At 67.3% G+C, this 19,807-nt stretch carries 21 protein-coding genes and 2 pseudogenes; 12 read left to right on the forward strand and 11 right to left on the reverse strand.

Annotated elements, in window-relative coordinates; all coding sequences use genetic code 11:
* Positions 1-9: 9 nt before the first annotated feature.
* Both OG905_RS20345 and OG905_RS20350 read right to left on the reverse strand, forming a co-directional pair.
* Entirely contained in the window at positions 10-1,128 is a 1,119-nt protein-coding gene (locus tag OG905_RS20345) for a lipid II:glycine glycyltransferase FemX (protein WP_328674357.1), read from the reverse strand.
* Between the two features lie 108 nt (positions 1,129-1,236).
* Entirely contained in the window at positions 1,237-1,554 is a 318-nt protein-coding gene (locus OG905_RS20350; RefSeq protein ID WP_328674358.1) for a hypothetical protein, read from the reverse strand.
* A gap of 260 nt (positions 1,555-1,814) precedes the next feature.
* Between OG905_RS20350 and rpsF the strand changes: the two genes are divergently transcribed.
* The 4 genes from rpsF (at position 1,815) to rplI (ending at position 3,517) form a co-directional block, all read left to right on the forward strand.
* Entirely contained in the window at positions 1,815-2,105 is a 291-nt protein-coding gene (gene rpsF, locus OG905_RS20355; protein ID WP_215093090.1) for a 30S ribosomal protein S6, read from the forward strand.
* A 73-nt stretch (positions 2,106-2,178) separates the two neighbouring features.
* The gene (locus OG905_RS20360) at positions 2,179-2,772 is read left to right on the forward strand and encodes a single-stranded DNA-binding protein (protein WP_328674359.1); all 594 of its coding nucleotides are present in this window, start codon (positions 2,179-2,181) and stop codon (positions 2,770-2,772) included.
* 43 nt (positions 2,773-2,815) lie between these two features.
* Positions 2,816-3,052: a 30S ribosomal protein S18 gene (gene rpsR, locus OG905_RS20365; RefSeq protein WP_003956534.1), complete on the forward strand. Its 237-nt coding sequence runs from the start codon at positions 2,816-2,818 to the stop codon at positions 3,050-3,052.
* An 18-nt stretch (positions 3,053-3,070) separates the two neighbouring features.
* Complete coding sequence (rplI, locus tag OG905_RS20370; protein ID WP_142214744.1) at positions 3,071-3,517, forward strand: 50S ribosomal protein L9; 447 nt, start codon at positions 3,071-3,073, stop codon at positions 3,515-3,517.
* 169 nt (positions 3,518-3,686) lie between these two features.
* Here rplI and OG905_RS20375 read toward each other — a convergent pair whose 3' ends face one another.
* On the reverse strand, positions 3,687-5,024 hold the full coding sequence (locus OG905_RS20375; protein ID WP_328674360.1) for an MATE family efflux transporter: 1,338 nt from the start codon (positions 5,022-5,024) through the stop codon (positions 3,687-3,689).
* Between the two features lie 443 nt (positions 5,025-5,467).
* Between OG905_RS20375 and dnaB the strand changes: the two genes are divergently transcribed.
* Entirely contained in the window at positions 5,468-6,934 is a 1,467-nt protein-coding gene (gene dnaB / locus OG905_RS20380) for a replicative DNA helicase (protein WP_328682486.1), read from the forward strand.
* On the opposite strand, the pseudogene OG905_RS20385 reads toward dnaB, so the two are convergent.
* Positions 6,933-7,384: pseudogene (locus OG905_RS20385) on the reverse strand (transposase); the annotation flags it as partial. The gene dnaB and the pseudogene OG905_RS20385 overlap by 2 nt on opposite strands.
* A 171-nt stretch (positions 7,385-7,555) precedes the next feature.
* Here OG905_RS20385 and OG905_RS20390 point away from each other — a divergent pair.
* From OG905_RS20390 to OG905_RS20400, 3 genes are all read left to right on the forward strand, one after another.
* Entirely contained in the window at positions 7,556-8,011 is a 456-nt protein-coding gene (locus OG905_RS20390; protein ID WP_328674361.1) for a hypothetical protein, read from the forward strand.
* A gap of 8 nt (positions 8,012-8,019) precedes the next feature.
* Positions 8,020-9,843: an alpha/beta hydrolase gene (locus OG905_RS20395; RefSeq protein ID WP_328682488.1), complete on the forward strand. Its 1,824-nt coding sequence runs from the start codon at positions 8,020-8,022 to the stop codon at positions 9,841-9,843.
* Positions 9,844-9,924: 81 nt separating this feature from the next.
* Positions 9,925-10,389: a hypothetical protein gene (locus tag OG905_RS20400; RefSeq protein ID WP_328674362.1), complete on the forward strand. Its 465-nt coding sequence runs from the start codon at positions 9,925-9,927 to the stop codon at positions 10,387-10,389.
* 253 nt (positions 10,390-10,642) lie between these two features.
* Here the strand turns inward: OG905_RS20400 and OG905_RS20405 are convergent, their stop codons facing one another.
* The gene (locus OG905_RS20405; RefSeq protein WP_328674363.1) at positions 10,643-10,843 is read right to left on the reverse strand and encodes a hypothetical protein; all 201 of its coding nucleotides are present in this window, start codon (positions 10,841-10,843) and stop codon (positions 10,643-10,645) included.
* Positions 10,844-11,202: 359 nt separating this feature from the next.
* Positions 11,203-11,958 carry a GbsR/MarR family transcriptional regulator gene (locus tag OG905_RS20410; protein WP_328682490.1) on the reverse strand — a complete coding sequence of 252 codons (756 nt, stop codon included), beginning with the start codon at positions 11,956-11,958 and terminating at the stop codon, positions 11,203-11,205.
* A 222-nt stretch (positions 11,959-12,180) separates the two neighbouring features.
* Between OG905_RS20410 and OG905_RS20415 the strand changes: the two genes are divergently transcribed.
* From OG905_RS20415 to OG905_RS20430, 4 genes are all read left to right on the forward strand, one after another.
* A complete protein-coding gene (locus tag OG905_RS20415) occupies positions 12,181-12,852 on the forward strand; it encodes a DUF4097 family beta strand repeat-containing protein (RefSeq protein WP_328674364.1) in 672 nt (223 codons plus the stop codon).
* A 13-nt stretch (positions 12,853-12,865) separates the two neighbouring features.
* Complete coding sequence (locus OG905_RS20420; protein WP_328674365.1) at positions 12,866-13,846, forward strand: ATP-binding cassette domain-containing protein; 981 nt, start codon at positions 12,866-12,868, stop codon at positions 13,844-13,846.
* Complete coding sequence (locus OG905_RS20425) at positions 13,843-14,634, forward strand: ABC transporter permease (protein WP_328674366.1); 792 nt, start codon at positions 13,843-13,845, stop codon at positions 14,632-14,634. The genes OG905_RS20420 and OG905_RS20425 overlap by 4 nt, the downstream gene beginning before the upstream one ends.
* A gap of 305 nt (positions 14,635-14,939) precedes the next feature.
* Positions 14,940-16,322: a serine hydrolase domain-containing protein gene (locus OG905_RS20430; protein ID WP_328674367.1), complete on the forward strand. Its 1,383-nt coding sequence runs from the start codon at positions 14,940-14,942 to the stop codon at positions 16,320-16,322.
* Between the two features lie 53 nt (positions 16,323-16,375).
* On the opposite strand, the gene OG905_RS20435 is transcribed toward OG905_RS20430, so the two are convergent.
* The 5 genes and pseudogenes from OG905_RS20435 to OG905_RS20455 form a co-directional block, all read right to left on the reverse strand.
* Positions 16,376-17,536, reverse strand: coding sequence for a winged helix DNA-binding domain-containing protein (locus tag OG905_RS20435; RefSeq protein WP_328674368.1), 1,161 nt, complete (start codon positions 17,534-17,536; stop codon positions 16,376-16,378).
* Between the two features lie 15 nt (positions 17,537-17,551).
* Complete coding sequence (locus OG905_RS20440; protein WP_328674369.1) at positions 17,552-18,004, reverse strand: GNAT family N-acetyltransferase; 453 nt, start codon at positions 18,002-18,004, stop codon at positions 17,552-17,554.
* 10 nt (positions 18,005-18,014) lie between these two features.
* Positions 18,015-18,473, reverse strand: coding sequence for a MarR family winged helix-turn-helix transcriptional regulator (locus tag OG905_RS20445; protein WP_328674370.1), 459 nt, complete (start codon positions 18,471-18,473; stop codon positions 18,015-18,017).
* Positions 18,474-18,566: 93 nt separating this feature from the next.
* On the reverse strand, positions 18,567-19,427 hold the full coding sequence (locus OG905_RS20450; RefSeq protein WP_328674371.1) for a GNAT family N-acetyltransferase: 861 nt from the start codon (positions 19,425-19,427) through the stop codon (positions 18,567-18,569).
* Between the two features lie 5 nt (positions 19,428-19,432).
* Positions 19,433-19,738 (reverse strand): annotated as a pseudogene (locus OG905_RS20455) (DUF2269 domain-containing protein); the annotation flags it as partial.
* Between the last annotated feature and the right edge of the window lie 69 nt (positions 19,739-19,807).

Consider the following 19,807-nt stretch of genomic DNA (forward strand, 5'->3'; position numbering starts at 1 on the left):
GCCGCATCGTCAGCGTCGTGACATGTAGATGTCGAGCGCCTTGTGCAGCAGCTTGTTGAGCGGGAAGTCCCACTCGCCGACATACTCGACGGCTTCGCCGCCCGTGCCGACCTTGAACTGGATCAGACCGAAGAGATGGTCGGTCTCGTCGAGCGAGTCGCTGATGCCGCGAAGGTCGTAGACGGTCGCGCCCATCGCATAGGCGTCGCGAAGCATCCGCCACTGCATCGCGTTCGAGGGCCTGACCTCGCGGCCGATGTTGTCGGAGGCGCCGTAGGAGTACCAGACGTGCCCGCCGACGACCAGCATGGTGGCCGCGGACAGGTTCACGCCGTCGTGCCGCGCGAAGTACAGCCGCATGCGGTTGGGGTCCTCGTTGTTCAGGACCGTCCACATGCGCTGGAAGTACGAGAGCGGGCGCGGCCGGAAGTGGTCGCGCACAGCAGTGATCTCGTACAGCCGCTGCCACTCGGCCAGGTCGTCATAACCACCCTGGACGACCTCGACGCCGGCCTTCTCGGCCTTCTTGATGTTGCGTCGCCACAACTGGTTGAAGCCCTTGAGGACATCGTCGAGCGAACGGTTCGCCAGCGGCACCTGATAGACGTACCGCGGTTGTACGTCACCGAAGCCGGCACCGCCGTCCTCGCCCTGCTGCCAGCCCATCTTCCGCAGCCGATCGGCCACTTCGAAGGCGCGGGGCTCGATGTGCGTCGCCTCGACATCGCGCAGGCGCTTCACATCCGGGTCCTGGATGCCGGTCTTGATCGCCGGTGCGTCCCAGCGGCGGATGACCACCGGGGGGCCCATCTTCACGGAGAAGGCGCCCTGCTGCTTGAGGTGAGCGAGCATCGGCTGCAGCCAGTCGTCCAGGTTCGGGGCGTACCAATTGATCACCGGGCCCTCGGGCAGGTACGCGAGATAGCGCTTGATCTTGGGCAGCTGGCGGTACAACACCAGGCCCACGCCCACCAGTTCACCGCTCCTGTCGAACCAGCCCAGGTTCTCCGACCGCCATTCGGTCTTCACATCAGCCCATGCCGGGACCTGGCAATGACTTGCCGAGGGCAGGGTCTGGATGTACGCCAGATGCTGCTCTCGGCTGATGGTCCTCAGGGTCAGGCTCATGCGGGGCGCTCCTCGGCAGGTGTGTCCCCATGGGTACAGGGGCTCCGGCTCTCGCGCCGAAGCCTACTGGGCCGTGGGAACGCCCCGCGTTGCCGTGGGAGAACGGGGCTAGTAGCTGATCACGCCACCGAAGAGCCCGCCGTGTGCCATCCCGAGGTAGAAGCCGAAGGCCGAGGCGCCGAGTCCGACGATCAGGAGGAAGCGTTCACGGGTCGTGGCCGAGATGAACTGGCCGTACGCGCCCGTGAGAACTCCGATGAGACCGGACCACGAGCTGAGGATGTGCAGGTTGTCGAACTGCGCGGTCGTGAAGGACACCGCGCCCAGCACCAGCGTCACCAGCATCAGGGTGTCCTGGAGCGGATGGGCTTTGCCGTCCGTGGCGAAGAGAGAGCCTGTGGGGTTCGGTCGCATTGTTTGTGCCATGAAGCACCTCCTGGCGTTCCCGGAAGGCGGCGCACTGTGACGCCGCCCACACCCGATGCATACAGAGTGCGGTCCGTGACCACCGGATTTCAACCCGAAGCACGTCTGCGGGTACTCTGTACGGTCTGCACCGGTGTCTGCCCAGGCCAGGACGCAATCCCCCGGGATTGTCAGTGGCGGCGGCTACCGTTGCTTACGCATCACGACCCTCCTGCCACGGAACGACCGTGGCCGCTGAGTCCAAAGGAGGTGGGTTCCACATGCGTCACTACGAGGTGATGGTCATCCTCGACCCCGAACTCGAGGAGCGCGCTGTCTCCCCGCTGATCGAGAACTTCCTCTCCGTCGTCCGCGAGGGCAACGGAAAGGTAGAGAAGGTCGACACCTGGGGCCGTCGTCGTCTCGCTTACGAGATCAAGAAGAAGCCCGAGGGCATCTACTCGGTCATCGACCTGCAGGCCGAGCCTGCGGTCGTCAAGGAGCTCGACCGCCAGATGAACCTGAACGAGTCGGTCCTCCGGACCAAGGTCCTCCGTCCCGAGACCCACTGAGCATCTAGCTCAGAGGTCATCGGGTTCGAGTAGCAGCAAGCAGCCAGCAGCAATCCCGCCGAGAGGTTCACCCATGGCAGGCGAGACCGTCATCACGGTCGTCGGCAATCTCGTCGACGACCCCGAGCTGCGCTTCACCCCGTCCGGTGCGGCGGTCGCGAAGTTCCGCGTCGCGTCCACTCCCCGCACCTTCGACCGTCAGACCAATGAGTGGAAGGACGGCGAAAGCCTGTTCCTCACCTGCTCGGTCTGGCGTCAGGCGGCGGAGAACGTCGCCGAGTCGCTCCAGCGAGGCATGCGCGTTGTCGTGCAGGGCCGGCTGAAGCAGCGGTCCTACGAGGACCGCGAGGGCGTCAAGCGCACGGTCTATGAACTGGACGTCGAGGAAGTCGGCCCCAGCCTCAAGAACGCCACGGCCAAGGTCACCAAGACCACCGGTCGCGGTGGCCAGGGTGGCTACGGCGGCGGTCAGCAGCAGGGCGGCGGCAACTGGGGCGGCGGTCCCAGCAGCGGTGGCCAGCAGCAGGGCGGCGGCGGTGCACCCGCCGACGACCCCTGGGCCACCAGCGCGCCGGCCGGCGGCGGCCAGCAGCAGGGCAGTGGGGGCAGCTGGGGCGGAAGCTCCGGCGGTTCCGGCGGCGGCTACTCGGACGAGCCTCCCTTCTAAGGGCTGCTCGTACCCCACTTCTTGATCACACAGGAGATACACCATGGCGAAGCCGCCTGTGCGCAAGCCGAAGAAGAAGGTCTGCGCTTTCTGCAAGGACAAGACCGTATACGTGGACTACAAGGACACGAACATGCTGCGGAAGTTCATTTCCGACCGCGGCAAGATCCGTGCCCGCCGCGTCACCGGCAACTGCACGCAGCACCAGCGTGACGTCGCCACGGCCGTGAAGAACAGCCGTGAGATGGCGCTGCTGCCCTACACGTCCACCGCGCGATAAGGGAAGGGTGACCGAATCATGAAGATCATCCTCACCCACGAGGTCTCTGGCCTCGGTGCTGCCGGCGACGTCGTTGACGTCAAGGACGGCTACGCTCGCAACTACCTGGTCCCGCGTGGTTTCGCGATCCGCTGGACCAAGGGTGGCGAGAAGGACGTGGCGCAGATCCGCCGCGCCCGCAAGATCCACGAGATCGCGACGATCGAGCAGGCCAATGAGATCAAGGCCCGGCTCGAGGCCGTGAAGGTGCGTCTGGCTGTTCGCTCCGGCGACGCCGGCCGTCTCTTCGGCTCCGTCACCCCGGCCGACATCGCCTCGGCGATCAAGACCGCCGGTGGTCCGGACGTCGACAAGCGTCGCGTTGAGCTCGGTTCGCCGATCAAGACCCTGGGCTCGCACCAGGTGTCCGTGCGTCTGCACCCCGAGGTCGCCGCGAAGCTGGGCGTCGAGGTCGTCGCCGCATAACGCTGCGCTCGGCTGAGTAGTACGAAGGGCTGTACCCCGTGGGGTACAGCCCTTCTGCTGTGCCGTGCTTCATGTTCACCGTGCTGCATGTTCAACAAGTTTCACGTGAAACAGCGAGTTTCACGTTCAGCGAGTTTCACGTGAAACATCGACGCTCAGCGGTCGCGGTTCAGCGGGTCGCGCCAGTGACGATCCAGCGGCCGGAGCGCGCTCGTAGCCAGAGGGTCACCATGCGGATCGTCATCATCAGCGTCATGGCCCACCACAGGGCGGTCAGTCCGCCGCCCAGCGCAGGAATGAGCAGGGCCACCGGCGCGAAGACCGCCAGGGTCAGCAGCATCGCCCCGGCCAGATAGGGGCCGTCGCCTGCTCCCATCAGTACGCCGTCGAGGATGAAGACCACGCCCGCGATCGGCTGGGAGACGGCAACGACCAGCAGTGCCGGGAGCAGGGTGTCGTGCACGGCCGAGTCACTGCTGAACAGCGGGATGAGGAGTGGCTTGGAGACCACGACCAGGATTCCGAGCACCACACCGGAGGCGATGCCCCACTGCACCATGCGGCGGCAGGCCTGACGGGCGCCCTCGGCGTCGCCCGCACCGAGATAGCGGCCGATGATCGCCTGTCCGGCGATGGCGATCGCATCGAGAGCGAAGGCCATCAGGCTCCACAGGGAGAGAACGATCTGATGGGCCGCGATTTCGGTGTCACCGAGGCGGGCGGCCACTGCGGTGGCGATCATCAGGACGGCACGCAGCGAGAGAGTGCGGACGAGGAGGGGGACGCCGGCCTGGCCGCTGGCCCGTATGCCGACGGCGTCGGGACGCAGTGAGGCGCCGTGCCGTCGGGCTCCTCGTACGACGACGATCAGGTAAGCGGCGGCCATGGCGGCCTGTGCGATGACGGTGCCCCAGGCAGAGCCGGCGATGCCGAGGCCGGCGCCGTAGACGAGTCCTGCGTTGAGTGCCCCGTTGGCGGCAAAGCCGCCGATGGCTACGTACAGCGGGGTTCGGGTGTCCTGGAGGCCGCGCAGTACCCCGGTGGCGGCCAGCACGATCAGCATCGCGGGTATGCCGAGGCTGGAGATCCGGAGGTAGGTGGTGGCGTACGGGGCGGCGGTGTCGGAGGCCCCGAAGGCATGGACGAGCCAGGGCGCCGTGGGCAGGGTGACGGCGACAACGGCGACGCCGAGAAGCAACGCGAGCCAGATGCCGTCCATCCCCTGGCGTATGGCGGCGGCTGGATCGCCCGCGCCGACGCGGCGGGCGACGGCGGCCGTGGTGGCGTAGGCGAGGAAGACGAAGACGCTCACCGCGGTCATGAGCAGTGCCGCTGCGACTCCCAGACCGGCGAGTTGTGGGGTGCCGAGATGGCCGACGATCGCGCTGTCGACCATCACGAAGAGCGGCTCGGCTACGAGGGCGCCGAAGGCGGGAAGGGCGAGTGCGACGATCTCTCGGTCGTGGCGTCGCCGGAGAGCCGTCGGTGCCGTTGGAGCCTGAGTCATGGCGGCAATCTAATCTTCCACAGGTAAGAGATGCAACTGCTCTGCAGCCCTTACCGATAGTCAACGTGGAGGTTCGGCTGTGTGCCGTTTGTTCTGATCTTGGTCCAGTCGGCAAAGTTTTTCTCCCCCACAGCCGGTGGACGGAAAAATGCCAGCTCAAAGCATGTGTGGCGGGATGGTTCTGACTTTGTCCACAGAGCTGTCCCCCGGTCCGTGCACAGGTTCAGGAGGGTTCTCCACAGCATCTGGACCTTCGTCCACATGGCCTGTGGATAACCGGATTGGCTGACGGTGCCGACGGGCCTACCGTGGACCGTTGCCCGACGCGCCCGAAGCGGAGTCTGGCCGTTCGTTTTGTCAGTGTCGTGCCGTAGAAAAGAGTGGCACGGCGAGGTCCGCGGGGCGGACGGGAGGAGGTGGCCCGGGTGAGTATTTCCGAGCCCTTGGACGACCCCTGGGCAGCCGATGGCGGTCCCAGCGACCGTCTTCCCGTCTCCCGCCAGCGCCGCAGCGAAGGCCGCGGTGGCCGCGAAGACCAGCACGAGCGGGGCAGGGACACCGGCGGCTGGGACGGCGGTTCCCCCGGCTTCGAGCGCGTTCCTCCGCAGGACCTGGACGCAGAGCAGTCCGTCCTCGGCGGCATGCTCCTCTCCAAGGACGCCATCGCCGATGTCGTGGAGATCATCAAGGGCCACGACTTCTACCGGCCCGCTCACGAGACCGTCTACACGGCGATCCTCGACCTCTATGCCAAGGGCGAGCCGGCCGACCCCATCACCGTCGCTGCCGAACTGGTCAAGCGGGGCGAGATCACCAGGGTCGGTGGTGCGCCGTACCTGCACACCCTGGTCCAGTCGGTCCCGACCGCGGCCAACGCCTCGTACTACGCGGAGATCGTCCATGAGCGTGCGGTGCTGCGTCGCCTCGTGGAGGCGGGCACCAAGATCACGCAGATGGGATACGCGGCGGACGGCGATGTCGACGAGATCGTCAACTCCGCCCAGGCCGAGATCTATGCCGTCACCGAGCAGCGCACCAGCGAGGACTATCTGCCGCTCGGCGACATCATGGAGGGCGCGCTCGACGAGATCGAGGCGATCGGGTCACGCAGTGGCGAGATGACCGGTGTTCCCACCGGGTTCACGGACTTCGACTCACTCACCAATGGCCTGCACCCGGGCCAGATGATCGTCATCGCGGCCCGTCCCGCCATGGGTAAGTCCACGCTGGCGCTGGACTTCGCCCGGGCCTGTTCCATCAAGAACAACCTGCCGAGCGTGATCTTCTCCCTCGAAATGGGCCGCAACGAGATCGCGATGCGCCTGCTGTCCGCCGAGGCACGAGTGGCGCTGCACCACATGCGCTCGGGAACGATGACGGACGACGACTGGACCCGGCTCGCGCGCCGTATGCCGGATGTGTCGCAGGCCCCGCTCTATATCGACGACTCCCCGAACCTCTCGATGATGGAGATCCGGGCGAAGTGCCGACGCCTCAAGCAGCGCAATGATCTGAAGCTGGTCGTCATCGACTATCTGCAGCTGATGCAGTCCGGTGGTTCGAAGCGCGCGGAGAGCCGTCAGCAGGAGGTCTCGGACATGTCCCGAAACCTCAAGCTGCTGGCGAAGGAGCTGGAGCTCCCGGTGATCGCGCTGTCGCAGCTGAACCGTGGTCCCGAGCAGCGTACGGACAAGAAGCCGATGGTCTCCGACCTGCGTGAATCAGGCTCCATCGAGCAGGACGCCGACATGGTCATCCTGCTGCACCGCGAGGATGCGTACGAGAAGGAGTCACCGCGCGCGGGCGAGGCGGACCTGATCGTCGCCAAGCACCGTAACGGCCCGACGGCGACGATCACTGTCGCCTTCCAGGGGCACTACTCACGCTTCGTGGACATGGCGCAGACCTGACGTCGGTGCCATAGACCTCGGCCAGGTGGGCCTGGACCTCGCCGGTCGTCAAACCCTTCGCCGCGAGTGAGATGACCATCTCGTCGACACCGGTCAGACGCCTCTGTCGTTTGCGCACGATCTTCGGCTCGAATGAGCCGTTGCGGTCGCGGGGCGCGGCTATCTCCACCGGTCCGACATCCGTCAGCACCGTCTTGGAGCGGGTGCCATTGCGGGAGTTGCCGCTGTTTTTCGGCCGGATCGTGCCGGTCATAGCCGAGGTGATCGGTGACCTCGCCTTCCAGGGCGGACTCCAGCAGCCGTTTCGTCAGCTGCTGGAGGAGTCCGCCCTCGCTGGTCAGCTGCGGGCCTTCGGCCTGGGGCACGGCCTACCAGCTCGTCGATCAGCTGCTGATCCAGGGCCAGAGACCGCTGCGGCTCAGCCACTTCGACGGGCTCAGGTTCAATCATCTTGTCGCTGGTCATCGGAGCATCTTCCGTGATCAGGAGTTACACCGTTCCTTTTACAGCCCCGGGGCAGGTGCTCATTCGCATAGGTACAGGTACTCATGGGCTGTGTGTTGCTGGTGCGATGTAGTGTTCTTGGCTGGTGTGATCCACAGGGGTAAACGGGGGCTACGCATGGCGTGGGACGAGTGGGAACAGATCAAAGCCGATGTGACCGGACGGCAGTCCGCAGCGATGCAGCTCAACCACGTTCCGGTTGAGCCCAGTTCCGGGCCCAGCGCCGTGACAGGCGGCCTGAAGTCCAGCAAGAAGGCGTGGGCCACGGCCGGCGAAGGGGTGGGCTCCCTTCGCCAGAGCATCGGCACCGGGCTGACCAAACTGGAGAACGGCCAGGCAGGGCTCGGCGCAACCACGGGTTGTCTGAGCGCGGCCGCGCAGAAAGACGTGTACGACTCCTGGAAGAAGTACGCCGAAAGCGTCAGCGAGCGGTGCGGCTCACTCCAGAGCATCCTGGAGCAGGTGGGCCGCGACCTGTTGACGTCCGATGAGGCGGTCAAGGGCGAGATGGGCAGGCTGAACCTCAAGTACGCGGACACGGACGCCATCGGCGGCCAGGCGAAGGGCCGGTGACGGGCGGGATGGACTACGCCACCCTCAAGGCCTTCAAGCCCTCCGAGTACGAGGACGCCGCCGACGGATACCGCTCCATGGGCAACGTGGCCCAGGCAGCCAAGGATCGCGTCGAGAACACCGTGGCCGCAGGCATGCGCAAGACGTTGCAGGGTGAGGCAGCGGAGGCGGCACAGAAGCAGCTTCAAGCCCTGGCGAAGAACTTCCACTACATCCAGACCGAATGCGGCGTGATCAGCACAGCCCTCAACGGGTTCGCCTACGACATGGCGGCCGCCAAGCGGAATCTGGACACGGCGATCGGGGACGCCGAGGGCTGCACGGTGAACGAGGACGGCTCGGTCACATATCCAGCGGGTAAGAAGCCAGGCGACGAGAAGGTCGCTGATGGCGGCACGGTGACGGGGAGTGCCGGAGGCAGCCCCACTTCCGATGCCCTGGAGCGCCAGGCGGCGAACATCCACCCGAACCCGAACTACGGCAAGGCGATGGGGTACGCGAACCGGATCGCCGACGCGCTCAAGGAAGCCACGGACGCGGACACGAAGTGGGCGCCGAAACTACGGGCCCTCAAGGCCGATGACGACCTGACAGTGTCCGCCCGGGACTGGACGGACGTCACGTCGGACACGGGGGGCGTGCGCGACGCGGCCGATGCCTACCTCGACACGATCAAGCCACCGCCCAAGAACGACTGGCCCCAGGACAACGCCAACTGGTGGAACGGCCTCTCCCAGGAGCAGCGCGACGCCTACGTCTCCATGCACCCCGCGAGCATCGGAGCGCTCGACGGCCTTCCCTCCGCCGTACGCGACGACGCGAACCGGATGGTGCTCGCCGAGGCCCGAGGTGCCGCGCAGGTCGAATACGACACGTGGCTCAAGAAGCATCCTGAGCCCACGCGGTACACGGACTACATCAACCCCATGACCGGCACCATCATGAAGGGCGTCAAGGTCGACAGCGTGGCGTGGAAGGAATGGGAAAAAGCACGGAAGAGCGCCCACAAATCCATCGACGGCATGGACGCGATCCAGAACCGCTTCGACCAGACCGGCAGGAAAGGACTGCCCGAGGCGTTTCTGCTGGGCTTCAGCACCGAGGGCGACGGCCGCGCGATCCTCGCCAACGGAAACCCGGACACCGCGGATCACCAGTCGGTCTACGTGCCGGGTACGACAGCGGAGCTCGGAAAGATCGAGGGCGACATCAACCGCTCGGTCAATGTGTGGAGATCGGCCGACGCCAAAGCCGGTGGTGAATCCGTCTCCACCATCACCTGGCTCGGATACGACGCGCCTGATTCCGTACCCAAGGACGCCCCGTTCGAGCACTACGCGTACGACGGCGCACCGGCGCTCAACCGGTTCTTGGACGGCCTGGAAACGTCACACACCGGCGATACGGCACCGCACCGTACCGTGATCGGCCATTCGTACGGGACGACCCTGATCGGCGCGGCGGCAGAGACAGGGGACCTCAACGCCGATGACGTCGTCTTCGCGGGCAGCCCCGGCGTCAAGGTGTCGGGTGCCGATGAGATGGATGTCCCCAAGGGCCATGTGTGGAACGAGGAAGCCAAGGGGGACGTGGTCCCGGATCTCGGCCGCTATGGACACGGCGGGGACGGTTTGAACTTCAGAATTCCCAGCGATGAGAAATTCGGCGCCAACCAGATGACCACGGACACCGAAGGCCACAGCGGTTACTGGGATGAGGGGTCGACAAGTCTGCAGAATCAGGCCCTGGTGGTAGTGGGGAAGGGCGATAAAGTGGAGTTGAAGCCGCCGCCCAACCCATTGACGAGTGAAGAAGTATTGCGTTCGAAGTAGGAGAGCTCAGACGTGAAGACCAGAACGCGTGCCTCCGTGCTCGCCGTACCCCTTGTACTCACTATCCTGACGGGATGTGGCATGACTGACGACAAGAGCGATGGCGTCCCGTCCGCAGGCACGAGCACCTCGGGTGACGCCGCCGACACGATGGAAAAGGTCTCCAGCGGTATCTACGACCTGATTGGCGTGAAGGGAAAAGCGTCAGAAAGCCTTCCGGGAGTGACGGGCTGCTCAGGCAAGGACACAAAGACATACTTCCGCATCTTCCATCCGTGGAGCTTCACCCCCGCCTCGGCGAGCGACCTCGATGAAGCGATGGAGCGGCTCAAGAGAGAACTGCCCAAGCACGGGTGGGAGATCGTCGAATACGGACCGAATAACAGCAAGAGCAGAAGCATCACCCTGACCGCCGACAACGACAAGAAGAAGGTCAGCGTCAAGGTCATCAAAATGGCAGCGAAGAGTGACCCGCCGATGCTGAGCCTGGACCTAGTGTCCGGTTGCTACAAGGTCCCGGACGGCGAAGAGGTCGAACACTTCTGAGGATCGGACGGCTAGTCATGGGCGCGTGGCCCTGGCACTCATGTGAGTGAGGGGCGTGCCCGATCATCGGCCCGGGCGGTTAGGGCAGCGACTCGATCAGTTGTCGAGTCAGGCATGGTGTCGCCACCATCGCTGTCCCGAATGTCGTCGATTTGGTGCGAAACGCGATCATGGGCGCCGAGGTGACTCTCGACAACGTGACCAGCGTTCTCTAGCCGAGCCGGTCGGACAGCATCGCCCGCCTCCGCTCGGCTCAAGTCACGGCTGCAGGGCGGGCGTCGCCTTTCCGGGGCAACGCATAGCGGCATCCCTGCCTGCGGCGAGGATCGGGAACGAGCGTCAACGCGTCCAGCAGCGTCGTCACCTCCGCGGATCCGGCGAAAGCTTCCTGGTCAAGGGGAACTTCGATGACATCGAGGGTGCGGGCGAGATCCTCGATCAGGCAGGATGGCATCCGGGCACGGATCCTTTGGCTCACGCGGCTTCGACTCCACGTGATCAACGAGGGCCGTGCCCTTCTGCGTCGGTATCGTCAACTGCCCGCTGTGACCGGCACCTTCATCCCGCGATGCGAGAACGCATCAACCCTGTCCCCGGCCCCGACCCGGACCAACTCGACATCTCACATCTGCATCGCCTCGTCCGTCAGCGCAAGCGCGTCGTCCAGCACGCAGCAACGCGCTGGCCCGTCTCGCCCGTGAGTACGGCATGAAGGAGGCCGCCTGGCGGGCGCGCGATGGGGTCGGCTCAGGAGGAAGGATCCGGCGCGGGCACCACTGACTGTGACCATCAAGACGGCTGTCTATCCGCTGTCTATCCGCGATCCGAACCTGGCGTGGCAGTGCCGCCTGAGCTCGCTTCGGGTTCCGTGTAGAGGACCTCGCGGACCTGTTCCGCGGCGCGGAGGATGCTCTCGCTGATGAAGTCGCTGAAGCGGGCGATGTTCTCCAAGCGGGCGGCGGCCGGGGTGTCGCGGCCGAGGATGCCGACGCCCTGCCGTGCGGTCTCGGCGACCTGGGCGATGCCGCGGGCGCTGGCGATCGTCGACTGGTACCAGACGTCGTCGTCGACGAAGTAGCGCTCGCGGCGGCGTTCGTCGCGTTCCCGGCGCATGAGGCCCTGATCTTCGAGGAACGCGATCGCCTTGGAGACGGACGCCGGGCTGACCTGGAGGTGCTGGACGAGTTCGGACGCGGTGAGGCTGCCCGCGTCGGCGATAAAGAGGCAGGTCAGCACCCGAGCCGTCATCTTGGGCAGACCCTGTTGCATCAGGAGGGTGGTGAACGCCTCCTCGTACTCGCGCACGGCCTCGGCGTCCCGCCCGTGGCTCTGCGCCGGCGCCCCCTGCCCTCGGGGCGCGGCCTGCCTGCGCCGGTGGGTGCGGCGTTCGGTGGCGCGGTGGGCCAGGTCGGCGCGGTAGGCGGTGGGGCCGCCGTTGCGCATCACCTCGCGCGTGATCGTCGAGGTGGGGCGGTCGAGGCGTCTGGCGATCTCCGCGTAGGCGAGGCCGTCGGCCAGCCCCAGCGCGATCTGCTGACGTTCCTGCTGGGTGAGCCTGCCTCCCGGCATCGCGGTCTCCTTCGTGGTCCTGGGTGTCTCCAGCATAGCGTTCACTCCTCATTCATTGCAACGAACAGGGTGGCTGTTGTTGCATTAGAGCCAAATCCATTGCAACGATTTCGCGGCATCTACCTGCCGCGATGGTGATTGAACGCAATGATTATGTTGTCGAATCTTTGAATGCAACGTAGCGTTTCCAAAGTCAGAAACAATGGACCGAAGGAGAGCACGATGCAGAAGTTCGACACCCCCGCCCCGATCTCCGCCGTCCTCGACATCCCCGCGGGACGCATCCGGTTCATAGCTGCCGAGCGGGCCGACACCAAGGTCGAGGTCCTGCCCGCGGACGCCTCGAAGGGCCGTGACGTGAAGGCGGCGGAGCAGATCACGGTCGAATACGGCGACGGTGTCCTGCGGATCGAGGCCTCACCGGCGAAGAACCGGATCCTCGGCAGCTCCGGATCCATCGAGGTGACAATCCAGCTGCCTGCCGGCTCCCGCATCGAGGCGAAGACGGCCAGCGCCGAGTTCCGGGGCGTCGGACGGCTCGGCGACGTCGCCTTCGAGGGCGCGCAGGGCTCGGTCAAGCTCGACGAGGCCGCTAGCGCCCGCCTCACCCTCCTCGCCGGCGACGTCTCGGTCGGCCGCCTGGGCGGCCCCGCGGAGATCAGCACCCAAAAGGGCGACATCCACATCGCCGAGGCCGTGCGCGGCACGGTCGTGCTGCGCACCGAGTCCGGCGAGGTGTCGGTCGGCGCCGCTCGCGGAGTCTCCGCCTCCCTGGACGCCGGCACCGCCTACGGCCGGATCCACAACGCGCTGAAGAACACCGCCGGCGCCGCCGCCGGCCTGAACATCCAAGCGACCACCGCCTACGGCGACATCACCGCCCGCAGCCTCTAAAGGAGCACCCATCATGACCAACCCGGCCATCGTGGCGAACGGGCTGCGCAAGTCCTACGGCGACAAGGTCGTGCTCGACGGCGTCGACCTGGCCGTCCCCGAAGGAACGGTCTTCTCCCTGCTCGGCCCGAACGGCGCCGGCAAGACCACCGCCGTGAAGATCCTGTCCACCCTCATCTCCGCCGACCCGGGCACCGGCGACATCCGTATCGGCGGCCACAACCTGGCCACCGACCCCCAGGCGGTGCGCGCCGCGATCGGCGTCACCGGCCAGTTCTCCGCCGTCGACGGCCTGATCACAGGCGAGGAGAACATGCTCCTCATGGCGGACCTGCACCACCTCTCCCGCAGCGAGGGGCGGCGCACCGCCGCCGAGCTGCTGGAGCGCTTCGACCTGGTCGAGGCGGCGAAGAAGCCCGCCTCGACCTACTCCGGCGGCATGAAGCGCCGCCTGGACATCGCCATGACGCTGGTCGGCAACCCGCGGATCATCTTCCTCGACGAGCCGACCACCGGCCTCGACCCGCGCTCCCGGCACAACATGTGGCAGATCATCCGCGAGCTGGTCTCCGACGGCGTCACCGTCTTCCTCACCACCCAGTACCTGGAGGAGGCCGACGAACTCGCCGACCGCATCGCCGTGCTCAACGACGGCAAGATCGCCGCCCAGGGCACCGCCGAGGAGCTGAAGCGGCTGATACCCGGCGGACACGTGCGGCTGCGCTTCGCCGACCCGGCCGCGTACCAGAGGGCCGCCCTCGCCCTGCGCGAGGTCACCCGGGACGACGAGGCACTGGCGCTGCAGATCCCCAGCGACGGCACCCAGCGCGAGCTGCGCTCCATCCTCGACTGGCTGGACTCCGCCGGCGTTGAGGCCGACGAGCTGACCGTGCACACCCCCGACCTCGACGACGTGTTCTTCGCCCTGACCGGCACCGACCCGCAGCCCGGCCGGTCCAGCCTGCCCAGCCAGCCCAAGGAGGCTGTCCGATGAGCTCCCTCTCCCTCGCCGTACGCGACTCGTCCACGATGCTGCGCCGCAACCTCCTGCACGCGCGGCGCTATCCGTCCCTCACCCTGAACCTGCTGCTCACGCCGATCATGTTGCTGTTGCTCTTCGTCTACATCTTCGGCGACGCGATGAGCTCGGGCATCGGCGGCGGCGGTCCGGACCGCTCCGCATACATCGCGTATGTCGTCCCGGGCTTGCTGCTGATGACCATCGGCAGCACTGTGGTCGGAACCGCGGTGTCCGTCTCCAACGACATGACCGAGGGCATCATCGCCCGCTTCCGCACGATGGCGATCCACCGCCCTTCGGTGCTCGTGGGGCACGTCGTCGGCAGCGTGCTGCAGTCGATCATGAGCGTGGTCCTCGTGGGCGCCGTCGCAGTGGCCATCGGTTTCCGGCCCACAGACGCAACCGCCCTGGAGTGGCTGGCGGCGTTCGGGCTGCTCGTGCTCTTCGCCATGGCGCTCACCTGGATCGCGGTCGGCATGGGCCTGATCAGCCCGAACGCCGAGGCCGCCAGCAACAACGCGATGCCGCTGATCCTGCTGCCGCTTCTCTCCAGCGCCTTCACCCCGGTCGACTCCATGCCCGGCTGGTTCCAGCCGATCGCCGAGTACCAGCCGTTCACGCCCGCCATCGAAACCCTGCGGGGCCTGCTGCTCGGCAGCGAGATCGGCCACAACGGGTGGCTTGCCATCGTCTGGTGCCTGGGTCTCGCGGTGCTCGGCTACTTCTGGTCGACCTCGAAGTTCGACCGCGACCCGAAGTAACCGCCATGACAGCGCGAGCCGCCTCCCGCAACTCGTCCCGCCCCAGGGCGGCGTACTCCGACACCGCGTCGGCGTACGCCGCCCCGTCGTCGGCGGCGTACGCCGCTTCCCTGCCCTTGTCGTCTCATCGGGCTGTCCGAGTGAGACCCCGAGAGCGACAAGGGGGGCGGCGCCGCGCTGCGGCAGGAGGGGGGCGCTTCCAGTGCAAGCTGTCCGTCGCGCGACAGCCAGGCTTCTCTTCCGCGCGCCGCGTAATGTCACGTCATGCGCTCGACGTGACGAGGCGGCCCAGATAGACCTGCCTCATGACCTCCTCTTGTGACGAGCTCCTTCCTGCCACGCAGCGGGCGCTGTTTCACCGCATCGCCGTTGCCCAGTCCGAAGGGCGCGCGCCCTCCTTTGTCGCCGGGGTGCAGCGCGACGGGCAGTTGGTGTGGTCGGGCTCCCGCAGCTCGGTCGACGGACATGCTCCGGACGCCGACACCCAGTACCGCATCGGCTCCATCACCAAGACCTTCACGGCCGTCCTGGTGCTGAGGCTGCGGGAAGAAGGTCTGCTCGACCTGAGCGACCCTCTGGAGCGGCACCTTCCCGGCACCGGGGTCGGGGATGTGACCATCGCTCAGCTCCTCGGTCACAGCGCCGGCCTGAGCGCGGAGACGCCGGCGCCGTGGTGGGAGCGCACGCCTGGCTCGCTGCGCCCCGAACTCGCCGACGTCCTCGGAGACCAGCCGCGGATGCATCCGGTCGGGCGGCGCCACCATTACTCCAACCCCGGCTATACGGTTCTGGGTTCACTGATCGAGACGGTACGGAAGGCCTCCTGGGAGGACGCACTGCGGAGCGAGATCCTGGAACCGCTGGGCCTGCGCCGTACGAGCGCGCAGCCCGAGGCCCCGCATGCCGGTGGCTGGGCGGTGCATCCCTGGGCCGATGTGATGCTCCCCGAACCCTCCGAGGACCTTGGTCTGATGGCCCCGGCCGGACAGCTCTGGTCGACCGCCGCCGACCTCTGTCGCTTTGCTGCGTTCCTCGCCGAGGGCGACGAGCGCGTGCTGAGCGCGGCGTCCGTGCGGGAGCTGAGGACGCCGTCCGTGCCGGCCGAGGCCGGCGAGTGGGACAGCACCTACGGCTTGGGGATGCAGATCGTACGGAAGGACGGCCGCACCCTTGTCGGGCATACGGGCTCGTTGCCCGGCTTCCTCGCGGGTCTCTGGGTGAGCGTGGACGACGGCATCGCGGCCGTCGCGCTCGCCAACGCCACCTCGGGGCCGCTCGCCGCGGCAGTGGCCGCCGATCTCGTCCGGATCGTGGCCGAGGCCGAACCGCGCATCCCCGAGCCCTGGCGGCCACTGCCGGAGGTCGACCACGCTCTGCTGGAGCTGACCGGGCCCTGGTACTGGGGGACTCAATCCTTCGGGCTGCGTCTGGTCGCCGACCGAGGCGTGGAACTGCAGCCGCTCGGCGGCACCGGCCGCGGGTCGCGTTTCGCCGCGGAGGTGGATGGGACCTGGACCGGACGCGACGGCTACTACGCGGGGGAGACGCTGCGTGTGGTGCGGCTTGAGGACGGCTCGGTGAGCCACCTCGATCTGGGGTCGTTCGTCTTCACCCGTGAGCCGTATGAGCCGGGGACGGCTGTTCCGGGTGGCGTGGACAAGGGGGGCTGGCGCGGACTCAAGGCGTGAAACGGAGCTGATGTTTCACGTGAAACGGCAGCGAGCGGGGTCCCGGGCTCGCTTCAGGCCGTCAACTCCCGCTCCAGCGGGGTGCGGAAGCGCGGCGTGATCCGGGCCTCGGCCACCCAGCCCGACAGCCGTGAGGCCTCTGCTGCGATGGCGGCGGCGGCCTCAGAGCCGGGGTCCGTCAGCAGCCGCCAGACGATCTCGCCGTCCGCGCGCTGGGCCCAGCCGCCGATGATCTGCCCGTTCCACCACACCGTGGGTCCGACATTGCCCGAGCGGTCGAAGAGCGCCGCGCTGTGGTCCGCGGTCAGGTGAAAGCGGCGGTCGGCCCAAGCCATGGCGCTCGGGTCGAGCGCGGGCAGCAGGGCGGCCCAGGGTTCCAGGGGCTCCTCGGGTGCCGTGTCGCCGGGGGCCACATAACCGGTGCCCTCAGCGAGTTCGACCTCCTCCGCCCCGGCGGCAGCCAGTGCCTTGCGTACGTCTGCGAGGCTCCACCCCGTCCACCACTTGAGGTCGGACTCGGTGGCTGGTCCGTACGACTGGAGCCAGCGTCGCGCGAGTTCGGTCCGTGCCTGGGTGGGCGACAGCGTGGGCCAGGGGTCGCTTGCCGTCCAGCGGAACTGGCTGGAGGTCCAGGAGCCGCGCGGCCGGTCCCGCCGGATGCGGCAGTCCGCGGCGAGCAGCCGGATCACACGGGTGGCAACGCCCTGCACCGTCTCGTACTTCTTGCCGGGGAAGACCGTGATCTTCGTCTTCAGTGCCGGCACGTCGGTGGAGAGCTGGCTGCCGGTGGCGGAGCCACGTGTGGCGATGGCGGCGAGCACTGATTCCTCGGCCTCGGCCAGCCATGTCTCGTCCAGACCGTTCGCGTCCTCCTTCAGGTGGCTGAGCAGTGTCCTGCGCTCCTTGACCGCGATGGCGCGAGCGGTGGACGCGTCGACGTACGGGGCGAGTTCGGCTGAGACTGCGAAGAGGGTGCGCCGCATGGAGAGGAGCCGGACCAGCGTCACGTCCTCGTACAGAGACTGCTCCACTGCGTGGACGCTCGGGTCGGTGAGGCGTGCGCAGGCGGAGAGGAAGACGGTCGCGGCATCGGTGGCGTGCAGCGCGACAAGTGCGTCGGCGACCGCCACCGGCGAGTCGGCTCGTACGGACGGGGCCAGCAGATGGCGGCGGCCGAGCCGGATGCGGCGCTGGTCGTCACTGATCCGGTGCACGGTGAACTCCCCTGGTCAGAGCCCGAGTTTGAAACCTACATGGGATGCCTCGAAGCCGAGCCGCTGGTAGAAGCGGCGGGCGTCGGTGCGGGAGGCATCGGAGGTCAGCTGCACCAACTGGCAGTTCTGGCGGCGGGATTCGTCGATGGCCCACTCGATGAGGCGGGTGCCCAGACCGAGGCCGCGTTCGGCGGCGTGGATCCGTACGCCTTCGATGATCGAGCGGGTCGAGCCGCGCCGGGAAAGCCCGGGGATGATTGTGAGCTGGAGCGTCCCGACGACCCGGTCCGCGCGCACGGCGACGGCCTGAATCTGGTTCGGGTCCTGGCTCAGTCGCTCGAAGGCTGCGGTGTACGGGGCGAGGTCGTCCGGCGATTCGCGCTGCGCGCCCAGCGGGTCGTCGGCGAGCATCGCCACGATCGCCGGGATGTCGCCGAGTACTGCGGGCCGTATGTCCAGATCGCTCATGGTCCGCAGATTACGCGGGGACCCGCAGTTCCTCGACGGCTCGTACCAGGGGAGCGAGCTCAGGGTCCTTGGCCGCCTCGTCGAGGGCCTCGCGCAGCGCTGTGTCATTGGTCGGCCGTGCCTCGGCGAGCAGGGCCAGACCGGACTCGGTGACATCGGTGTAGATACCGCGGCGGTCGGTGTCGCAGAGATAGCGGGTCAGCAGGCCGCGGTCCTCGAGCCGGGTGACGAGCCGGGTGGTGGCGCTCTGGCTGAGGACGACGGCGTCCGCCACCTGCTTCATCTGCAGATGGCCGCCGGGGCCGCTGTGCTGGCGGCTGAGGACATCGAGGAGGGAGTACTCGCGCATGCTCAGGCCGTGCTTGCTCTCCAGGGCGCGCTCGACGTGTGCCTCGAGCTTCCCGTGGAGCAGAGAGAGGGCGCACCAGCTCCGGGAGAGCGCGGTGAGTGCGGGGTCGGTCGCGGTCATCTGTCTTCCTCCTCCGTGCCGGAGCGGCTCTGCCCAGGATGGACGACGAACGCAATAGTCCGCGTTTGCAATTATCTGGCGCTTGCCCAAGGGCTAGCCCGCGGCCACCGACAGCGGCGCGAAGCGGCGAGTCCAGTCGCCGGGGAGGTCCGGGATGCGATAGGTCATCACGGTGTTGAAGGCGACCGTTTCCAGGCCGTGTTCCTTCACCCACGCGATGAGCTCCCCGTGCCGTACGTCGATGTCCGTACGAAGCGGCCGGTCCGTGCCCGCCGCCAACGAGGCGACCAGGGCCTTCGCGGTCTCCGTGTCCTCGGCGATCAGCGGTCCGACGACATGGGTCTGCATATTGGGCCAGGCCGCGGCGTACCCGGTGAGGACCCCGTCCTCCTCCGCGACGCGGAGCTGATCGGCGAAGGCCGGCAGCCGGGTGATCATGTGGGTGCGGTCGAGGCCGAAGACCTCGGCGTCGAGACGCACGATCGCGGGAAGGTCCTCGGCCGTCGCCGGCCGGGTGGTCACCCTTGCCTCGGGGACAGACTCCGGGGCCCGCAGGTGGCCGTGGACCATCTCGGCGCGGCCGGTGTCGACGAAGCCCAGCTGTTCGTAGAGGGGCTGCCCGTACGGCGTTGCGTGCAGCGTGAGCGGGGTGTCCCCGGCCTCGTTCACAACGTGCTGCATCAGGCGGCGCCCAACGCCCCGGCGGGCGTGCCGCTCGGCGACAAGCATCATCCCGATCGCGGCGAGCCCGCGGCCGTAGGAGGTGACCACGCAGGCGGTCACCAGACCCTTGCCCTCCGGGTCATCGATTCCGTACCCCGTACCGGCCGTGAGCAGCAGCCCCCACTTGTGCTCCTCGCGCGGCCAGCCCCGGTCCTCGGAGAGATCTGCGCAGGACGTGAGGTCGTCGGTGGTCAGGCGGCGGATGGGCAGCTCGGAGAGCGGTGTCGACATAAGGGTCAGGCTGTCGGACCCAGTGATCGCTCGTCCAGCGCTTTCCGAGAAGTGGTCAGGCCGCGCAAGCGCCGACCGCGACGGGTGAGACCCCACGGCTTGAGTACCGAGACAACCGTCATGAAGACATACGCCGTGAAGGAGACGACCGGTCCCATCACCAAGCCCAGAGGGTCCGTCAGCGTCGCCTCGGAGGCCACGGTGTCGACCGCGGCATTGACACCCGGACGCAGCGCGAAGACTGATGCGGTGATGGTGATGAGCGTCAGCCAGAACTTCGCGTAGACCCAGCGGTGTCGGGCGAGACCCCACGTGGCCGGCGGATGCGGCGACATGGACGACGAGGAGAGCCCGGCGCGCGGGGCGCCTGAGTGGTTTCA

The organism is Streptomyces sp. NBC_00322 (assembly GCF_036147535.1).
Classification (GTDB): domain Bacteria; phylum Actinomycetota; class Actinomycetes; order Streptomycetales; family Streptomycetaceae; genus Streptomyces.

Coding starts and splice junctions, on each gene's coding strand:
- OG905_RS20345 (WP_328674357.1), bottom strand. CDS start 1,128: ATGAGCCTGACCCTGAGGACCATCAGCCGAGAGCAGCATCTGGCGTAC.
- OG905_RS20350 (WP_328674358.1), bottom strand. CDS start 1,554: ATGGCACAAACAATGCGACCGAACCCCACAGGCTCTCTCTTCGCCACG.
- rpsF (WP_215093090.1), top strand. CDS start 1,815: ATGCGTCACTACGAGGTGATGGTCATCCTCGACCCCGAACTCGAGGAG.
- OG905_RS20360 (WP_328674359.1), top strand. CDS start 2,179: ATGGCAGGCGAGACCGTCATCACGGTCGTCGGCAATCTCGTCGACGAC.
- rpsR (WP_003956534.1), top strand. CDS start 2,816: ATGGCGAAGCCGCCTGTGCGCAAGCCGAAGAAGAAGGTCTGCGCTTTC.
- rplI (WP_142214744.1), top strand. CDS start 3,071: ATGAAGATCATCCTCACCCACGAGGTCTCTGGCCTCGGTGCTGCCGGC.
- OG905_RS20375 (WP_328674360.1), bottom strand. CDS start 5,024: ATGACTCAGGCTCCAACGGCACCGACGGCTCTCCGGCGACGCCACGAC.
- OG905_RS20390 (WP_328674361.1), top strand. CDS start 7,556: ATGGCGTGGGACGAGTGGGAACAGATCAAAGCCGATGTGACCGGACGG.
- OG905_RS20395 (WP_328682488.1), top strand. CDS start 8,020: ATGGACTACGCCACCCTCAAGGCCTTCAAGCCCTCCGAGTACGAGGAC.
- OG905_RS20400 (WP_328674362.1), top strand. CDS start 9,925: ATGACTGACGACAAGAGCGATGGCGTCCCGTCCGCAGGCACGAGCACC.
- OG905_RS20405 (WP_328674363.1), bottom strand. CDS start 10,843: ATGCCATCCTGCCTGATCGAGGATCTCGCCCGCACCCTCGATGTCATC.
- OG905_RS20410 (WP_328682490.1), bottom strand. CDS start 11,958: ATGCCGGGAGGCAGGCTCACCCAGCAGGAACGTCAGCAGATCGCGCTG.
- OG905_RS20415 (WP_328674364.1), top strand. CDS start 12,181: ATGCAGAAGTTCGACACCCCCGCCCCGATCTCCGCCGTCCTCGACATC.
- OG905_RS20420 (WP_328674365.1), top strand. CDS start 12,866: ATGACCAACCCGGCCATCGTGGCGAACGGGCTGCGCAAGTCCTACGGC.
- OG905_RS20425 (WP_328674366.1), top strand. CDS start 13,843: ATGAGCTCCCTCTCCCTCGCCGTACGCGACTCGTCCACGATGCTGCGC.
- OG905_RS20430 (WP_328674367.1), top strand. CDS start 14,940: ATGACCTCCTCTTGTGACGAGCTCCTTCCTGCCACGCAGCGGGCGCTG.
- OG905_RS20440 (WP_328674369.1), bottom strand. CDS start 18,004: ATGAGCGATCTGGACATACGGCCCGCAGTACTCGGCGACATCCCGGCG.
- OG905_RS20445 (WP_328674370.1), bottom strand. CDS start 18,473: ATGACCGCGACCGACCCCGCACTCACCGCGCTCTCCCGGAGCTGGTGC.
- OG905_RS20450 (WP_328674371.1), bottom strand. CDS start 19,427: ATGTCGACACCGCTCTCCGAGCTGCCCATCCGCCGCCTGACCACCGAC.